Here is a 15,366-nt window from a genome sequence, read left to right as displayed (position 1 = left end):
ATATTTTGTTATGACAATCCCTGTCAGTCCATGTCAGTGGCATCCGATTCAGCCATCTCTCCCTGCGCCTCGCCGAGGGCCTCGTCGAAATCCTCGCCCAAGTCTTCCCCAAGCTCCTTGCCCATCTTTTTCATGAAGCGAGCCATGCTTTGCGGATCGTTCTCATCGAGATCCCCGAAATGGCTCGGATCCGCCAGGGACTCCAACCTCGCCTCTTCGGATTTCGGGGCGGCAAATCGCGACATCAATCGTTGGACCTTGGCACTGCCGCAGTGTTGGCAGGTCGGGGCCGGCTGGCTCGCCAGGCTCAGGACGAGGATGCTGGATCGCTTTCGACACTCCGTACATCGGTATTCGTAGATCGGCATGGCTCTCCTCCCAGAGGAACGATCGGTTTCAGCAGCCAGGATCCGGGTCGCACAACCGGCCACTTTCGGCCTCATCGGCTCATCGCTCCCTCCCTATACCGTCCGAGCCAGCGTGACGACCTCGACCTCGGCCGACCCGGCCTTCCGTAACGCTTTGGCACATTCATTCGCCGTCGTGCCCGTCGTAAACACGTCATCGACGACCAGGAGCCGCTTGCCGGCGACTTCATCCGGCCGCTCGACGGTAAAGGCCCTGCGGAGGTTTTTCAGTCGCTCGGCCCGGCTCAGCTCCGTTTGCGCCGCGGTTTCACGCGTTCTGATGAGGTTGTCGTACGAGACGGGCACCCGGAGGCGTCGGGCGATGTAATCGGCGAGGAGCAAGGCCTGGTTGTATTCGCGCTCGCGCAAGCGGCGTTCGTGGAGCGGGACCGGGATGATCGCATCGGGGGACGCGAGTTCCGCCAGCCCTTCACACAGGAGATCGCCGAGCGCCGCCGCCAGCGATACCTTGCGGTGATATTTGAAGAGGCCGATCGCATCCTGTAGCGGCGGCGCGTACGGGCACACCGACCAGGCGCGACTGTAAGAAGGGCGCCGCTCGCGGCACGAACGGCAGCGGTGGGTCGGGCTGTGGCGTAGGGCTTCCGGCGAGGCGAACGGCCGACCGCAGCACGGGCAGCACGGGTGCGTGATCCGTTGGACCCCGACCCAACACGAGCGGCAAAAAAATGGGACCGGATCGTCCCCGAGCGAACGACCGCAGCGGCGGCATGCACCGGGAAGAATTGTATATCCCACGCGACGGATGAGCGCGATCCAATCCATGCCGCCTCGGGACGAGAGAAAGGAATGCTGCCTATGTACGGGACCCTACCTCCGCTGTCAAGGAGGAAACTCGCGGCTTGCTTGTGACGCTGCGGGCCCGTATGGTATACGGTGCGTCATGTCCATCCTCTCCACGAGCATCGCCGGCGTTCGGTTCCCGTCCTGCATCATGAACGCCGCCGGCGCCCGGTGCGTCACCGAGACGGAGCTTCACGAGCTGGGGGCATCTCGAGCCGGCGCCATCGTGACGAAGTCGATGACGGTGGAGGCGCGATCCGGCAATCCGGAGCCCCGCTACCACAGCTTTCCGCTCGGCTCGATCAATTCCATGGGCCTGCCCAACCTGGGGTACGCCGCCTATGCCAAGTTGATCCCCGAGTTGAAGCGATACGGAAAGCCGGTGATCGCCAGCGTGGCGGGGTTGTGCGAAGCGGATTTCGTGACCATCGCTCGCGCGATCAACGAGAGCGGGCCTGATCTCGTCGAGGTCAACCTCTCCTGTCCGAACATTCCGGGGAAACCGCAGATCGGCTATGACTTGGAGGCATCGGAGCGATTGCTCCAGCGCGTCCGCGAGGTCGTGTCCGTCCCGCTGGGCGTGAAGCTCCCGCCCTACTTCGACCCCGCCCACCATGACGCGATGGCGCGCGTCCTCGAGCGGGTGGACCTGCAATTCTTGTCGCTGATCAATTCGGTGGGCAACGGTCTGATCGTCGATCCGGACAAGGAAACGGTCGTGATCAAGCCGAAGGGCGGGTTCGGCGGCTTGGGCGGCGCCCTCATCAAGCCCGTCGCCTTGGCGAACGTGCGCGCATTCTGGAAACTGTTCGCCGGCCGTCTGCCGATCATCGGAGTGGGCGGGGTGATGACGGGAACCGACGTCTTCGAGCATTTCCTGTGCGGGGCCTCGGCGGTGCAAGTGGGCACGGTCTTGATGGAGGAAGGGCTCCGGGCCTTCGATCGGATCGAACGGGAACTGTCCGCGATGCTCGGTGAAAAGGGGTATGGATCGGTGGAAGCGTGTCGGGGAAAGCTGAAGGAGCTGTGATTACTTCGTCGAGAAGTTCTTCGGCAAGAGCCGCATGAGAAGCGCTTGGCGGAGAAGTTGTGCGACATTGCGCACGCGCAGCCGCCGCATCAAGTTGAAGCGATGCACCTCCACCGTGCGCACGCTGATATCCAAGTGCCCGGCGATTTCCCGGTTGGTCAGGCCCTGGGCCACGAGCCGAAGAATTTCCTTTTGTCGAGGCGTCAGCGTATGGGTCGAGTTGCCTCTCGGAGCGAGGCTTCCCTTGTCCATTTTCGACGTTCCGCTGGATCTGGACATCGTCCGTGAGCGTGGCATCGGCTACAGTCTAACAAACCGCGCTGCTTCCTGTAAACACCTCCACCGGCAACATTCCGTCCTGAATATTGCGTTGTAAGTAGGATGCCGTGTGCGGCTCGGTCGCGGCTGACACCACGCTTCAACACTGCTGACTATGAGGCCCGTCTATTTCGAGCTGATTCGGCGGCACGCCTCCGCACGGCCGGGCCGGACCGCCCTCACGGTGGTCGGCATCGCTCTCGGCGTCGCAGTCGCGGTCGCCGTGCGTACGGCGAACGTCGAGGTGCTGCGCGTCTTCGAGCAATCCGTCGAGACGGTCGCGGGGCGAGCGACCTTGCAGATCGCCGGAGGAGAGCTGGGGCTCGACGAGGCGCTGATCCGGATCGTGAGGCAGCATCCGGACGTGATGACGGCGACTCCGGTGCTCCAGGTGAGCGGAAGCGTGCTCAGTGAATCGGTGCGGCCCAGTCACCGCGTCTTGACCATCCTCGCGCTCGATCTCCTCGACGCCTCCGACGTGAAGCGTCTCCGATTCGCCGGCGACGGTGATCGTCCGCTTGGTCTGAACACGCTGCTGGACCCGACGGCTGTGTTCATCGGCGCTCGACTGGCCGCCGATTGGGGACTCCATTCGGGGGCCGAAGTCGACATCGTGGCGGGCGCCCGGCGCTATCGCCTCACGATCGCGGGAATCGTTGGAGCCGACACCGGGCGGTCTTCGGCTTGGGAGAGGCTCGCGGTCATGGATATCGCGGCGGCCCAATGGCTGTTCGACCTGGTGGGACGTGTGGACCGCATCGACGTGGTGACGAGAGCGGGGCGCTCCGTGGAGTCGGTTCGTGCGGACCTTCAAGCCCGGCTGCCCTCCGGCGTGGTCGTCATGCGACCGTCGACGCGCACCGAGCAGGTCGAGCGGATGGTGCAGGCGTTTCAACTGAACTTGACGGTTCTGAGCTCGGTCAGCCTGCTCGTCGGTCTATTTCTCGTCTACAATACCGTGGCCTTCGCCGTCGTGCAGCGCCGCCGCGAAATCGGCATGCTTTCGGCCATGGGGTTCTCACGGCGCCGCGTAGGGCTTCTCTTTGTCGGTGAGGCGGCGGTGCTGGGTTTGGCTGGCGGGCTCACGGGGAGCGTAGCCGGCCTTGTTTTGGCCCGATCGCTCGTCTCGCGGCTCGGCCGGACGATTTCCGATCTCTACGTGAGCGTCGACGCGGTCCAGGCCGACCGGTCGTTGCTCGGCTTCGTCCTCGATGCCCCGGGATGGGTTTGGTGGGAAGGCGCCCTGCTTGGTGTCTTCGTCTCTGTGCTCGGCGGGTTGATGCCGAGCCTGGACGCCGCCCGGACCGCTCCCGCCCGCGCGCTCGTCCCAGGCGATTATGAAGTCGTGCAACGATGGCGTGCCAGGCCGCTGGCGGCCGTCGGCCTCGTGCTGCTCTTCGCCGCCTGGGCATGCTCGCTGCCGGGTCCGATCGATGGGATCCCGCTCTTCGGCTACGCCGCGGCGTTGGCGCTGTTGCTGGGGCTCGCGTGCCTGATCCCCCTCTGCCTCCATGGATTCAGCCGATTCCTGCTCGCAATCGGCAGCGGCAACGGCTTCGGGGGCGCCAGGCGAGCGGTCTTTCTCGCCCGCCTGGCGGCCGATCAAATCGGGCGTGCGGTCGGACGAAACGCCGTGACGATCTCAGCCATGATGGTCGGGATGGCGATCATGGTCGGTGTCGGAACCATGGTGGGAAGCTTTCGCGACACCGTGCAAGTGTGGATCGATCAGACCGTGATGGCGGACCTGATCGTCGCTCCCGCCACGTGGCTGCATGCCCATGAATCGGGGCAACTGGCCAAGCGCCTTCCGGCCGAGCTCGCCGAGGTCCTCGCGTCCGTCCCCGGCGTCGCGGCGGTCGATACCTATCGGGACGTGAGCGTCCAAGTTGGGGACCGGCCGGTGTCGCTCGTCTCAAGGGATTTGCCCCTCCACGCGGAACGAAGCCGCTATCTCTTCACGAACGGCCGCGCCGAGGACATTCTCCAACGGACGGTCGCGCAAGACGGGGTGATCATCTCCGAAGTGTTGGGGCAACGGCTCGGGCTGCACGCAGGCGGGTCCGTGACGCTCGCGACGCCTGCCGGTGACCGCGGCTTTCCGATTTTCGGCATCTTTTACGACTATGCGACCGACGGGGGAAAGATCGTCATGGACCGCAGCCTGTACCAGCGCGTCTGGATGGACCGGGCGTTCACCGTCGCCCCGGTCTACCTCGAACCGTCCGCCGACCTCGCCTCCGTCCGCCGACGCATCGAGGAGCACATCGTGGGCTGGAGCGGGGAAGACGAGCGCGGCCTCCAGCTCGTCGTCTTGAGCAATCGCGAGCTCCGACACGAGATCATGTCGATCTTCGATCGCACCTTTGCCGTCACCTATGCTCTGGAGTTGATCGCGATCGTCATCGCCCTGCTCGGGATTGCCAATACGCTCGTCATGTCGGTCTTGCAGCGCCGCCGCGAATTCGCCTTGCTTCGCGCCATGGGGACGACCTCCGCCTATATTCGGCAGGTGATGCTCTGGGAATCCGGGTATCTCGGGCTCTTAGGAGCGCTGCTCGGCCTCGTCGGCGGGCTCGCCCTGGCCTTCCTGTTGATCACCGTCATCAACAAACAGTCGTTCGGCTGGACGATCCAATTCTCCATGCAATTCTCGATTCTCGCGCAGGCCGTGATGCTGGGGCTGGCCGCGGCCATCGTGGCCGGGTATATCCCGGCACGCTGGGCCTCTCGCCAGAGCATCGCCGAGGGGCTCCGTTACGAGTAATCGGCCCGGTCGCGTCTGTGACGAGGAGGCTCGATGACGTAGAGAAATCCAGGCAGTTGGCGGTTATTCGACCTTCAGGACGGGCAGCGGCGAGGGAACGGCGGCGGCCTCGTCCGGATCGCTCGAGCCATTGTCGACCACGACCTCGAAGCCAAGGTCCTCGATCATGCGCCAGGCATCAGGAGCCGGTTGGCCCGGGGTGGTGAGGTAACCGCCGACGAAGAGGGAATCGGCCGCGTAGAGCGCGAGCGGTTGGAGTGACCGAAGATTGAATTCGCGCCCCCCCGCCACGCGGATTTCCGTCCGAGGATGCAGGAACCGGAACAGACAGAGGACCTTCAAGCAACGCTGGGGCGTCAGGTCTTGGCGGTGTTGGAGGGGAGTGCCCGCGACCGGATGAAGCATGTTCACGGGAATCGAATCCGGCTTGACCTCCCGTAGCGCGAGCGCCAAATTGATCACATCATCGTTGCCTTCTCCCATGCCGATGACCCCTCCCGAGCAGATTTCGAGCCCCGCGGAGCGGGCGTGCCGAATCGTCGCCAGACGGTCATGGAAGGTGTGCGTCGTGCAAATCGAGTCGTGGTAGGCTTCGCTGGTGTTGAGGTTATGGTTGATGCGGTCGACGCCGGCCGCCTTCAATCGTTTGGCTTGGCCCTCGTCCAACAGGCCCAAGGAGCAGCAGATCTGAATCGGAATCTCCTGCTTGATCACCCGCACGGCCTCGGCGATCTCGGCCACCTCGCGGTCGAGCGGACTGCGGCCGCTGATCACGATACAGTACCGCTGCGCCTTCGCCGACGCCGCACGTCGTGCGCCTTCCACCATCTGCGCCTTTGGCAGGAGCCCGTACTGAGGAATGTCGGCGGTGGAAATGGCCGACTGGGAACAGTAGTGGCAGTCCTCCTGGCACGCTCCGCTTTTGGCGTTCATCAACATCTGCAAGCGGACTTTTCGGCCGAAGTACCGTTCGCGGACGCGGAACGCGGCATGGAGCAGATCCAGGAGTCGCTCCTCCGGCGCCTCCAGCACGGTGCGGCACTCGCTCCGCGAGAGAAGCTCATCGCGAAGCGCCTTATCGGCAAGACTCTGAAACTCGTTCATATCGCTGTCACTCCCGTTCGTCAGATGGTGTACGGTTCCGCTCGGGGCTCAGACGGTTTCAAACGGCGACGCGAGGCCCTGGTACGGAACCGAGCGAGCTGCAACCATCCCGCCGGCGTCGCGGGCCGCGCTCGCGTCGACCCACGGCAGCGCCACATAGGTGTTCCACGCGCCGCACCCGTGGCAACGGCCAGACCATTCGGCCGTTTCCTGGCGGCACTGCGTGCACACGTACGGCACGACGACGCGTTTTCGAAAGCCCAGCGCCTTTTTCAGTTCGTCCACCGCCTCCTCCATCCGATGCTTCCTCAGATAGAGATTGGCCATGATCTTGTGGAAATCGGACATCTGGTCCTGTGGCGCTTCGAGCGTCGACAGGAGGTCGAAGGCCTCATCGACCATTTCGAGCCGGTAATAGAGCTTCCCCAGATAAAACTTCAGGGTCGGATCGCCGGGTTGCCGCTGGATGGCCTCTTGGTAGACGCGGATGATCTCCGACGGCTCCCCCAGCTCCAGGTACAGCTCTTCGAGCCGGTGCAGCAGGATGATGTTGCCCGTCTTCGCGTAGACCTTTTCCAGGATCTCGGCGGCGTTCTTGGTTTTGCCCTCGTGGATGAGGATCTCCCCCAAGCCGATGTAGGCCGGCAGGAAGGTTTTGTCCCGCTTGATCGCGCCGCGAAAGTACCGACGGGCCTTTTCCGGATGGCCGCGCTCGAGCAGTTGGCGTCCCACTTCATAGGTAATCCCGACGAGCACGGACGCCTCCGCCCGCTGGTCCGGCTCGGGCAGGTGCGATTTCATGAGCCGGTGTTGAATCTCCAGCGCATCGGACCATTGCTCCAGCCGCATATAGAGCTCGCGCTTTCGAATCAACGCGGTCAGGTTGGCCGGGTCCAGCCGCAGGATTTCCCGCAAGGTTTGCAGCGCCTCTTCGAACCGCTTGGCGCCTTCCAGGTCCTTCGCCAGCGCAAAGAGCACCTCCAGGTGGCTTTCGTCGATCGTGCGCGCCTTCCGGTGGAGCCGGATGGCTTCGGAAAAGTTCTGCTCGGCGCGATAGACGTTCCCGAGCCAGAGCAGCGAGTCGATGTGATTGGGATCGAGCGCCAGAGCCTTCTGGAAGAGTCCGATGGCCTCGGCGGTCCGTTTCGACACGAAGGCTTGCACGGCTTCTCGATGGAGGCTGTCGACTTTCTCTTTGCGGCGCAGGTGCCGGCTGCTCTGCCACGTCAGGATGAGATGGCGCGTCTCCCGCACGCCGACCATCAGGATGACGATCAGCGCCCCGATCGCCATCGAGATGAGGATGAGCGAGACCGGGCTGAGATCGAAGACCGCCGTTGGGCTCAAACGAATGGTGATGGTCCCGGGGTTCAACTCACGGAAATAGCCGTAGACGAGGGTGGCGACGACGATGAGGAACAGCGTGAACAGCAGCCGAAGCATCAGCGACCTTTGCTAGCGCGGCGTGCTGCTCTCTTTCTGACAGCGGGGGGCGTGATCAGGGCCACGCGCTCCGAGGGGATGCGAAGGGATTTGGCGTCGCTCCAGAGCTTTTCCAAGGCGTAGTGCTGACGGACGTCGGTCCTGAAGACGTGCACCACCACATCGGCGTAATCCAGCACGACCCACTGCGACGTCGAGAGGCCTTCCACGCTCAGCGGCCTGATCTTATGGTCGGAAAGCATCTTCTCGACATGGTCCGCGACGGCCCGCACTTGGCGGTCGGAATCCGCGGAGCACAAAACCAGATAATCGGCGATCGAGGTGAGGGGTGCGACGTGGAGGACGAGGACGTCGTCGGCCTTTTTATCCAGCGACGCCTGAGCAATGGCCAAGGCCTTCGCCTTCGACTCCGAAACGATTGGCCTCCTCCTACCGATAGAGATTGTGCTGCATTATATAGGATTCAACAGGGGCCGGCAACAGGTTTGAGATCGCCCTGCCGCGCGCCAGGTGGGATCGGATCTCGGAGGCCGAGACCGGGCACGGTGGGATCCACAGAAGAATCAGACGGGTTCCCGACGGCAACGACACGTCCACTTGAAGCGCCCGTTGCGTGTCCAGGGCGATCAGCGGGGCGCGGTCGATCGCGGGCAGTAACGACATCTTCAAGAGCGAGGCGAACTGTGCGCCGGGGCGGGACAGCACCACGAAGTGGCACGCGCGAAGGAGGTCCGGTGCTTGCTTCCAGGTCGGCAGATCGAGAAACGCATCGAGCCCGATGATGAAGAACAGCTCGGCGTCGGGACCGAGCTCTTTCTGGAGCTCATGGATCGTGTCGATCGAATAAGACTTGGAGGGCCGCCGGATCTCGACTTCCGAGACGCCGAAGGCCGGCTGACCGGCGATCGCGAGCTTGACCATCTGCAACCGATGGCTGGCAGGGACCAGCGAGGCGGTCGGCTTGTGCGGCGGGTCTCCGGTGGGAATGAAGAGGACTCGATCGAGCCGTAATCGGTTTCTCGTCTCTCCGGCCGCTTCGAGATGACAGCGATGGATGGGATTGAACGTGCCGCCGAACAGACCGATCCGCATAGCGTCCGTGCCGAATGTGAGTGATCAGTGATCGAGAAGCCGACCGGGGGCGATGTTGCGTTCGATCGTTCCCTGCGGGCTATGCCGAAAGCAACACCAGATTGTCGCGATGAATCGCCTCGTCGTACTCTTGGTCACCGAGGAGTTTCTTGATGTCGGCCGTCTTGAGACCCTTGATCTGCATCAGACGGGACGACGAGAAGTTGACCAGGCCCTTGGCGAACTCCTTGCCGTTTGGGTCCAGGCACGTGACCGCGTCGCCGGGGTCGAAGTCACCGGTGACGGCGACGATCCCGGAGGGGAGCAGGCTCTTGCCGCGCGTAGTCAGCGCCTCCACGGCCCCCTCGTCCAGGGTCAACTGGCCTTTGGGTCGCAGGGTATGCGCGATCCAATGTTTGCGGCTCGGCAACCGGCGCCCGCCGGGGAGGATCAGCGTTCCCGCCTCACGTCCTTCGAAGATCCCCGGCAACAGCCCGGGCGTCTCTCCGTTCATGATCAGTGTCGCCACGCCGTAGGCCGCCACCTTCTTTGCCGCTTGAATCTTGGTCGCCATCCCGCCGGTCCCCCTGCTCGCCCCTCCCGCCCGTCGCTCGATGTCGGCGTTCACTTCCGCGATCAGCGGGATCAACCGGGCACCCGGGTGCTTGCGCGGGTCCTCCGTGAACACGCCGTCCACATCCGAGAGGATGATGAGGAGGTCGGCATCGACCAAATGCGCGACTTGACCCGCCAAGGTATCGTTGTCCCCGAACCGGATTTCTTCGACCGAAACCGTGTCGTTCTCGTTCACGATGGGGATCACGCCGAAGTCCAACAGCGCGGTGAGCGTGTGCCGGGCATTCAAGAAACGCCGCCGATCGGCGAGGTCCTGATGGGTCAGGAGGATCTGGGCGACCTTCAGGCCCAATCGCTCGAACGCCTTCTCATAGGCCCACATCAGGCGGCTTTGCCCGACCGCCGCCGCCGCCTGCTTCAGCGGCAGACTTTTGGGGTACGTCGCCACTCCGAGCTTGCTCATCCCGGAGAGGATGGCGCCGGAGCTCACCAGCACGACTTCGCGGCCGGCCAGGCGAAGGCCGGCGAGATCAGCGGCGAGCTGCTCGATCCGGTCGAGCTGCAGCCCCGATTCCCGGGATGCGAGCAGGCTGCTCCCGATCTTCACCACGATTCGCTTCGCCTGCGTCAGGAGCTCGTCTCGCACCGCATCCTCATCGTGTCGATCTGCTTGCCGACGAATTGAATGAGCCCGGTGAGGCCTTCCCGGGTCACCGCCGAAACAGGAAAGAACCGGATCTGCCGCCCGCGGCAGTACGCACGGAGGGCTGCCAACCGGGTCCCGTCCCCTTTAATATCGACCTTCGTGCCGACCACCGCAAACGGCTTTCGAACCAGGGCGGCATTATACGCTTCCAGCTCTTTCCGCATCACCTCAAAACTCATGATCGGATCCTCGCCGGCCCATTCGGAGATATCGATCAGGTGCAACAGAAACAACGTGCGTTCGATGTGACGGAGGAACTGAAATCCCAACCCTTTGCCTTCGTGTGCACCTTCGATCAACCCGGGGATGTCGGCTATGACGAAGCTGCGGTCGTCGTCCCAGGAGACGACGCCGAGGTTGGGCGTCAGGGTGGTAAAGGGGTAGTCGGCGATTTTCGGGCGGGCAGCGGACACGGCGGCGACAAAGGTCGACTTGCCGGCATTCGGGAAGCCGACGAGGCCGACGTCGGCGAGCAGTTTGAGCTCGAGACGGAGCCACCGTTCTTCACCGGGGGTGCCGTGTTCGAAATGCGTCGGAACTCGATTCGTTGACGTGGCGAAGTGGGAATTCCCGCGCCCCCCTCGCCCGCCGAGTGCGACCACGTGGGATTGTCCGTCCTGGGTGAGATCGGTGAGCTGCTGGCCGGTCTCATCGTCGTAGACGATCGTCCCCACCGGCACCTTGATCACGACATCAGGGGCCGTCTTTCCATGCCGGTTGGATCCTTCGCCTCGTCCTCCCGACTTCGCGGTGTAGTGTTGCTGATAGCGGAGATCGAGCAGGGTCGTGAGTTGCCGGGAGGCGGCGACGATGATGTTGCCGCCGTGCCCGCCGTCGCCGCCGTCGGGGCCGCCGCGCGGCACATATTTTTCCCGGCGGAAGCTGCATGCCCCGTCGCCGCCTGCCCCGGCCTTCACGAAAATGCGAACCTGATCGACGAACATAGGGCGTCACTCCCGCAGGCTACGGGGGTTGCTCTGAGGAGGCGAATTGAGAGGAAGACCGAGAGAGGATCAGGACGCTGGATACACGCTGACCTTGCGACGGTCAGGGCGGCCTTCGTACGTGACGACGCCGTTGATCAGCGCGAACAGCGTGTAGTCGCGCCCTTGACCGACGTTGAACCCCGGATGAAATTGCGTCCCACGTTGCCGGACGAGAATGCTGCCGGCCCGGACCCGTTCACCGCCGTACGCCTTGATGCCACGATACTGTGGATTGCTGTCTCGACCGTTGCGGCTCGACCCGCCGCCTTTATTCGTTGCCATCGATAGACCCTCTCTGTGACCGCTTAGCCATGTTCCGGGTGAGATCGAGCACGCAGCCTACCATGCTGACTAGCTTGTGAGGATGTCGGTGATACGGACATCGGTGAAGTCCTGTCGATGTCCCTTGGTGCGCCGGTAGTTCTTGCGGCGCTTCTTCTTGAACACCCGCATCGAGCGGGTCCGACCCTGCTTCAAGATCTCCGCTGTCACACGCGCGCGCTCGACCCACGGCCGACCGATGAGCAGTCCGTTGTTGGCGTCCTGTACAAGGCGCACCCGGGTGATTTCCAGGGTGCTGCCCACCTCACCCGGCAGTTTCTCGACTCGAACAATGCCGCCGGGCTGCACCCGGTACTGTTTGCCACCGGTCTCGACGATCGCGTACATGATGATCCCCCCTGAGAAGCTGAGCTTTTTAACATGAGGCTCGAGCCAGAGTCAAGCTGAGGGGACTCGCCGAGCGGACGGCGTTCGCGAAATGTGCTCGGACATTTGTAGCAGACGGCTGAAGTGAGCGATCATCTCCTTCCTGAATCTCGCGGCTCAATTGCGGCTCAATTGAAGTGAAAAGCAATGCCCCCGATGAAATTATTGCTCGCTATCGTGAGCTCTCGAGAAAATCCGCTCTGATCCATAAACGTGTGAGTCGCTCGTGTGTATTTATACTCCGCAAATACTCCGATGCGGCGTGTTATGAAGAGCTTTACGCCTGCCGGTACTTGGATGACAGGCGAGGTATCGGTGTCATCCAATCTGGCTCCTGTGGCGTGAGCAATTTGCACGCCGCCACCAATGCCGAGGTAAGGATACCAGCGTCCCATGGGGAAGTTTCGCGAGACACCGAAGGGCTTTCGAGCTAGAAGGTTAATGCCTATGATCGTCGCTGAAATATCGGTCGCTGCGACGGCACGAGGCGGAAGCACGCCTCCGAGCAGGAAGCCCCGCGCCTCGGCTGTCTGCTCCTTTATGTTCGGCGAAAAGCGCGTGACGTCGATTTCGGCTCCGATATCCAGGCCCCAGAGACCTCGGCGCATTGCGGTCGTCCAAGCGGTCACCTTGCCTCCATATACAGCCGAATTGTCGAGAGAGATATCAAGCGCAGTGACGTCTGTCAGCGGGCCTTTGGAGTGGAAGTCCGTTTTGTACGGAGAAGAGTATCCGCCAAAGCCAGAAACCGAAAAATCCCACCCGGCTTCACTGTTGGGAATCAGTATCAGGCCGGAAAGGAACGCAGTCAGAAAAGCCGCCGCTAGAGCTGTACCGCCTCCATTGACTGTTGTGCGATGTATTGCCGGCCTGAAGGAACCATCAAGCTTCCGCATAGCCAACTCCTTCTTGGTTGGAGCGCCTCGATTTCAGGAACAGGAGAGAAGAATCGAAGCGTTGTCTGCGCAGGGTCATGAGGGCACACATTTCTCCTAGGGTAGATTCACGAAGCTGCAGCAGGGGGCGTGCCAGAATCCATTTTCAAGCGATACTAGTTGAAAAGTGATAGGCTCCCGTGTGATGCGCTTTCAGTGGCGACAGAGGTGACAAGAAAGCCGTCGTCGGCCGTTGCGGAAAGCGCGCGTCGGGCTCGGAGGGTTTGCCAGCGGGGACGCGTGATTGGAACGCGAGGACGAGTCGCGAAGGAGCCTCTTTGTAGTCTTTTGGTATCAACTTTTCCGTCGCCGGATTTTGCTTAATGACAAGCCGTCAGCGTGGCCGTCACCGGCGCGCGGCTTGACGGCCTTTTCGAGCCGCTGCTATAGTCGGTTCACTTATCACCGCGACAGGAGCGTGATTTGGAACCGAGTCAAAAAATCTGGATGGATGGCACCTTTGTGGACTGGGCTGAGGCGAACGTCCATGTCTTGACCCATTCCCTCCACTATGGGCTCGCGGCCTTCGAAGGGATTCGGTGCTACAGCGGACGCCAAGGGTCGGCCATTTTCCGCCTTCGTGAGCACGTCGAGCGCCTCTTCGAATCGGCGCATATCAGCATGCTTCGCATTCCGTACGATGAGAAGCAGGTCGCCGACGCCATCGTCGAGACGGTCCGGGTCAATCGCTTGGACGCCTGCTACATCCGCCCGCTCGTCTACATCGGCTATGGGGTGATGGGCTTGTATCCGGGGGAGAATCCCATTCGACTGGCCATTGCCGCCTGGCGCTGGGGGACCTACTTAGGCGAAGAGGCGCTGACCAAGGGCATCAAGGCCAAGATCTCCACGTTTACACGGCACCACGTAAACGTGGCGATGACGCGCGCGAAACTGTCCGGCCAGTACGTCAATTCCATCCTGGCCAAAAGCGAGGTGAAGGCGTTGGGATACGACGAGGCGCTCTTGTTGGACCCTGACGGCTATGTGGCGGAAGGCACGGGAGAGAATGTCTTCTTGGTGCGGCGCGGCCATATCAAGACGACGCCGCTGACGTCGATCCTCGAAGGGATTACCCGTGACAGCGTCATGCAACTTGCCCGAGAGCGCAAGATGCCCGTCGTCGAGGAACGGTTCACGCGTGACGACCTCTACGTGGCTGATGAGGTATTCCTGACGGGGACGGCGGCCGAGGTGACGCCGGTCCGTGAGATCGACGGGAGGACTATCGGGACCGGTGCCGCCGGGCCGATCACCAAACAGCTTCAGGAGGCCTTCTTCGCCGCCGTACGCGGTGAGGATCCGCGCCATACAGACTGGCTCACCCGCATTTAGCAGGCCCACCGTGGATCGCCAGGCTGCCGTCGGAAGGATGCCTATCGAGGAGCGGGGGTAGACTCGGAGTTCCCGGCCGGTTGGGTGGATTCCTTGGACGCGTCCGGCTGGGCGGCCGGAGCGGATTCTTTCTTGTTGAGATCGATGACCGTCGAAGAGAAGGTCCGCTCCTTCGACAGGATGGCCAACCCCAGCGAGGTCATCATGAAGATGACGGCCGCGGCGATCGTGACCTTACTCAGGAACGTCCCGGGCCCGCGGCTGCCGAAGACCGTCTGACTCGACCCTCCGAACGCCGCTCCTATCTCTGCACCCTTTCCGGCTTGCAGTAAGATCGAGGCGATCATGAGAAAGCAGACGATGACGTGAATGACGACCGCGAGCGTATACATGCCGGCCTATCCTTGTTGAACCACCAACTGCTCGGCTGAGCGAGCGATTGTAGCAAAGCAGTCAGGATCGAGACAAGCCCCTCCGACCAAAAGCCCGTCTATCTCACGGGACGCCAGAAAACGACCCGCGTTGTCCGGAGTCACGCTCCCACCATAGAGAATTCTCATGCGGTTGCCCGCCTCCTGGCCCCACTGCACCGAGACCTGTGCCCGGAGCAGACGGTGGACCTCTTCGGCTTGGTCCGGGGTTGCAGCACGGCCGGTGCCGATCGCCCAGATCGGTTCATACGCGATCGCAATGGCGGTCAGGTCATCCGTCGTCACACCGCTGAGGCCCTTTTTGAGTTGCCCGCTGACGACGGCGGCCGTCAAGCCCTGTTCTCGATCGGCCAAGTGTTCCCCGAGACAGAGGATGGGTTTGAGCCCGTGTCGGATCGCCGCCGCCACCTTCTTGTTCACCCAGGTGTCCGTCTCGCCGAACCACTGCCGTCGCTCCGAATGCCCGACGAGGACATAGGCGCAGCCGATTTCCTTCAACATCACCGGAGACACTTCGCCGGTATACGCGCCCTTGTCTTCCCAGAAGACATCCTGCCCGGCCAGCTCAAAACCGCTGTTCGGCACAGCGGCAGCGGCGGTGGACAAAGCGGTGAAGGGCGGAGCCAGGACCAGATCGATAGAATCCGGGTGGATCAAGGAGGCGAGGCGCCGGATATAACCCTCGGCTTCGGCCGAGGTCTTGTTCATCTTCCAATTCGCGACGATGAGCGGGCGGCGCACCGGG

General features: G+C 62.6%; 17 protein-coding genes. 3 read left to right on the top strand and 14 right to left on the bottom strand.

The window, feature by feature from the left end; all coding sequences use genetic code 11:
• Positions 1-23: 23 nt before the first annotated feature.
• Complete coding sequence (locus tag ACWHYV_RS16630; RefSeq protein ID WP_447977613.1) at positions 24-368, bottom strand: FmdB family zinc ribbon protein; 345 nt, start codon at positions 366-368, stop codon at positions 24-26.
• 93 nt (positions 369-461) lie between these two features.
• Entirely contained in the window at positions 462-1,193 is a 732-nt protein-coding gene (locus tag ACWHYV_RS16625) for a phosphoribosyltransferase family protein (protein ID WP_447977612.1), read from the bottom strand.
• Between the two features lie 118 nt (positions 1,194-1,311).
• Between ACWHYV_RS16625 and ACWHYV_RS16620 the strand changes: the two genes are divergently transcribed.
• Entirely contained in the window at positions 1,312-2,241 is a 930-nt protein-coding gene (locus ACWHYV_RS16620; RefSeq protein ID WP_447977611.1) for a dihydroorotate oxidase, read from the top strand.
• Here ACWHYV_RS16620 and ACWHYV_RS16615 read toward each other — a convergent pair whose 3' ends face one another.
• Positions 2,242-2,520, bottom strand: a complete 279-nt coding sequence (locus ACWHYV_RS16615; RefSeq protein WP_447977610.1) for a response regulator transcription factor — start codon at positions 2,518-2,520, stop codon at positions 2,242-2,244.
• Positions 2,521-2,674: 154 nt separating this feature from the next.
• Here ACWHYV_RS16615 and ACWHYV_RS16610 point away from each other — a divergent pair, with 154 nt between their 5' ends.
• On the top strand, positions 2,675-5,326 hold the full coding sequence (locus ACWHYV_RS16610; protein ID WP_447977609.1) for an FtsX-like permease family protein: 2,652 nt from the start codon (positions 2,675-2,677) through the stop codon (positions 5,324-5,326).
• Between the two features lie 63 nt (positions 5,327-5,389).
• Here the strand turns inward: ACWHYV_RS16610 and bioB are convergent, their stop codons facing one another.
• The 9 genes from bioB to ACWHYV_RS16565 all read right to left on the bottom strand — a co-directional run bounded on the left by bioB (position 5,390) and on the right by ACWHYV_RS16565 (position 12,816).
• On the bottom strand, positions 5,390-6,430 hold the full coding sequence (bioB, locus tag ACWHYV_RS16605; protein WP_447977608.1) for a biotin synthase BioB: 1,041 nt from the start codon (positions 6,428-6,430) through the stop codon (positions 5,390-5,392).
• 48 nt (positions 6,431-6,478) lie between these two features.
• Complete coding sequence (locus tag ACWHYV_RS16600; RefSeq protein ID WP_447977607.1) at positions 6,479-7,873, bottom strand: tetratricopeptide repeat protein; 1,395 nt, start codon at positions 7,871-7,873, stop codon at positions 6,479-6,481.
• Positions 7,873-8,265: a ribosome silencing factor gene (gene rsfS, locus ACWHYV_RS16595; RefSeq protein ID WP_447977606.1), complete on the bottom strand. Its 393-nt coding sequence runs from the start codon at positions 8,263-8,265 to the stop codon at positions 7,873-7,875. The genes ACWHYV_RS16600 and rsfS overlap by 1 nt, the downstream gene beginning before the upstream one ends.
• 37 nt (positions 8,266-8,302) lie before the next feature.
• Positions 8,303-8,965: a nicotinate-nucleotide adenylyltransferase gene (gene nadD, locus ACWHYV_RS16590; protein WP_447977605.1), complete on the bottom strand. Its 663-nt coding sequence runs from the start codon at positions 8,963-8,965 to the stop codon at positions 8,303-8,305.
• A gap of 79 nt (positions 8,966-9,044) precedes the next feature.
• Positions 9,045-10,166 (bottom strand): glutamate 5-kinase, encoded by a 1,122-nt coding sequence (proB, locus tag ACWHYV_RS16585; protein WP_447977604.1) that lies wholly within the window; start codon positions 10,164-10,166, stop codon positions 9,045-9,047.
• Positions 10,148-11,170 carry a GTPase ObgE gene (gene obgE, locus ACWHYV_RS16580; RefSeq protein WP_447977603.1) on the bottom strand — a complete coding sequence of 341 codons (1,023 nt, stop codon included), beginning with the start codon at positions 11,168-11,170 and terminating at the stop codon, positions 10,148-10,150. The genes proB and obgE overlap by 19 nt, the downstream gene beginning before the upstream one ends.
• A 69-nt stretch (positions 11,171-11,239) precedes the next feature.
• Complete coding sequence (gene rpmA / locus ACWHYV_RS16575; protein ID WP_447977602.1) at positions 11,240-11,494, bottom strand: 50S ribosomal protein L27; 255 nt, start codon at positions 11,492-11,494, stop codon at positions 11,240-11,242.
• Positions 11,495-11,563: 69 nt separating this feature from the next.
• Positions 11,564-11,881, bottom strand: a complete 318-nt coding sequence (gene rplU, locus ACWHYV_RS16570; RefSeq protein ID WP_447977601.1) for a 50S ribosomal protein L21 — start codon at positions 11,879-11,881, stop codon at positions 11,564-11,566.
• A gap of 167 nt (positions 11,882-12,048) precedes the next feature.
• Positions 12,049-12,816: an outer membrane protein gene (locus ACWHYV_RS16565; protein ID WP_447977600.1), complete on the bottom strand. Its 768-nt coding sequence runs from the start codon at positions 12,814-12,816 to the stop codon at positions 12,049-12,051.
• A 486-nt stretch (positions 12,817-13,302) separates the two neighbouring features.
• On the opposite strand from ACWHYV_RS16565, the gene ilvE reads away from it, so the two are divergent.
• Positions 13,303-14,190 carry a branched-chain-amino-acid transaminase gene (gene ilvE, locus ACWHYV_RS16560; protein WP_447980738.1) on the top strand — a complete coding sequence of 296 codons (888 nt, stop codon included), beginning with the start codon at positions 13,303-13,305 and terminating at the stop codon, positions 14,188-14,190.
• 41 nt (positions 14,191-14,231) lie between these two features.
• On the opposite strand, the gene secG is transcribed toward ilvE, so the two are convergent.
• The gene (secG, locus tag ACWHYV_RS16555) at positions 14,232-14,582 is read right to left on the bottom strand and encodes a preprotein translocase subunit SecG (RefSeq protein WP_447977599.1); all 351 of its coding nucleotides are present in this window, start codon (positions 14,580-14,582) and stop codon (positions 14,232-14,234) included.
• A 6-nt stretch (positions 14,583-14,588) separates the two neighbouring features.
• Entirely contained in the window at positions 14,589-15,362 is a 774-nt protein-coding gene (gene tpiA / locus ACWHYV_RS16550) for a triose-phosphate isomerase (RefSeq protein WP_447977598.1), read from the bottom strand.
• Positions 15,363-15,366 lie beyond the last annotated feature (4 nt).

Source organism: Candidatus Nitrospira bockiana, assembly GCF_965152565.1.
Note: the sequence above shows the minus strand (reverse complement) of the source record. Positions and strands in the feature narration are given on the sequence as shown.

Coding starts and splice junctions, on each gene's coding strand:
- rplU (WP_447977601.1), bottom strand. CDS start 11,881: ATGTACGCGATCGTCGAGACCGGTGGCAAACAGTACCGGGTGCAGCCC.
- nadD (WP_447977605.1), bottom strand. CDS start 8,965: ATGCGGATCGGTCTGTTCGGCGGCACGTTCAATCCCATCCATCGCTGT.
- ACWHYV_RS16620 (WP_447977611.1), top strand. CDS start 1,312: ATGTCCATCCTCTCCACGAGCATCGCCGGCGTTCGGTTCCCGTCCTGC.
- ACWHYV_RS16565 (WP_447977600.1), bottom strand. CDS start 12,816: ATGCGGAAGCTTGATGGTTCCTTCAGGCCGGCAATACATCGCACAACA.
- obgE (WP_447977603.1), bottom strand. CDS start 11,170: ATGTTCGTCGATCAGGTTCGCATTTTCGTGAAGGCCGGGGCAGGCGGC.
- ACWHYV_RS16600 (WP_447977607.1), bottom strand. CDS start 7,873: ATGCTTCGGCTGCTGTTCACGCTGTTCCTCATCGTCGTCGCCACCCTC.
- secG (WP_447977599.1), bottom strand. CDS start 14,582: ATGTATACGCTCGCGGTCGTCATTCACGTCATCGTCTGCTTTCTCATG.
- ACWHYV_RS16630 (WP_447977613.1), bottom strand. CDS start 368: ATGCCGATCTACGAATACCGATGTACGGAGTGTCGAAAGCGATCCAGC.
- ACWHYV_RS16615 (WP_447977610.1), bottom strand. CDS start 2,520: ATGTCCAGATCCAGCGGAACGTCGAAAATGGACAAGGGAAGCCTCGCT.
- rpmA (WP_447977602.1), bottom strand. CDS start 11,494: ATGGCAACGAATAAAGGCGGCGGGTCGAGCCGCAACGGTCGAGACAGC.
- ACWHYV_RS16625 (WP_447977612.1), bottom strand. CDS start 1,193: ATGGATTGGATCGCGCTCATCCGTCGCGTGGGATATACAATTCTTCCC.
- ilvE (WP_447980738.1), top strand. CDS start 13,303: ATGGATGGCACCTTTGTGGACTGGGCTGAGGCGAACGTCCATGTCTTG.
- ACWHYV_RS16610 (WP_447977609.1), top strand. CDS start 2,675: ATGAGGCCCGTCTATTTCGAGCTGATTCGGCGGCACGCCTCCGCACGG.
- bioB (WP_447977608.1), bottom strand. CDS start 6,430: ATGAACGAGTTTCAGAGTCTTGCCGATAAGGCGCTTCGCGATGAGCTT.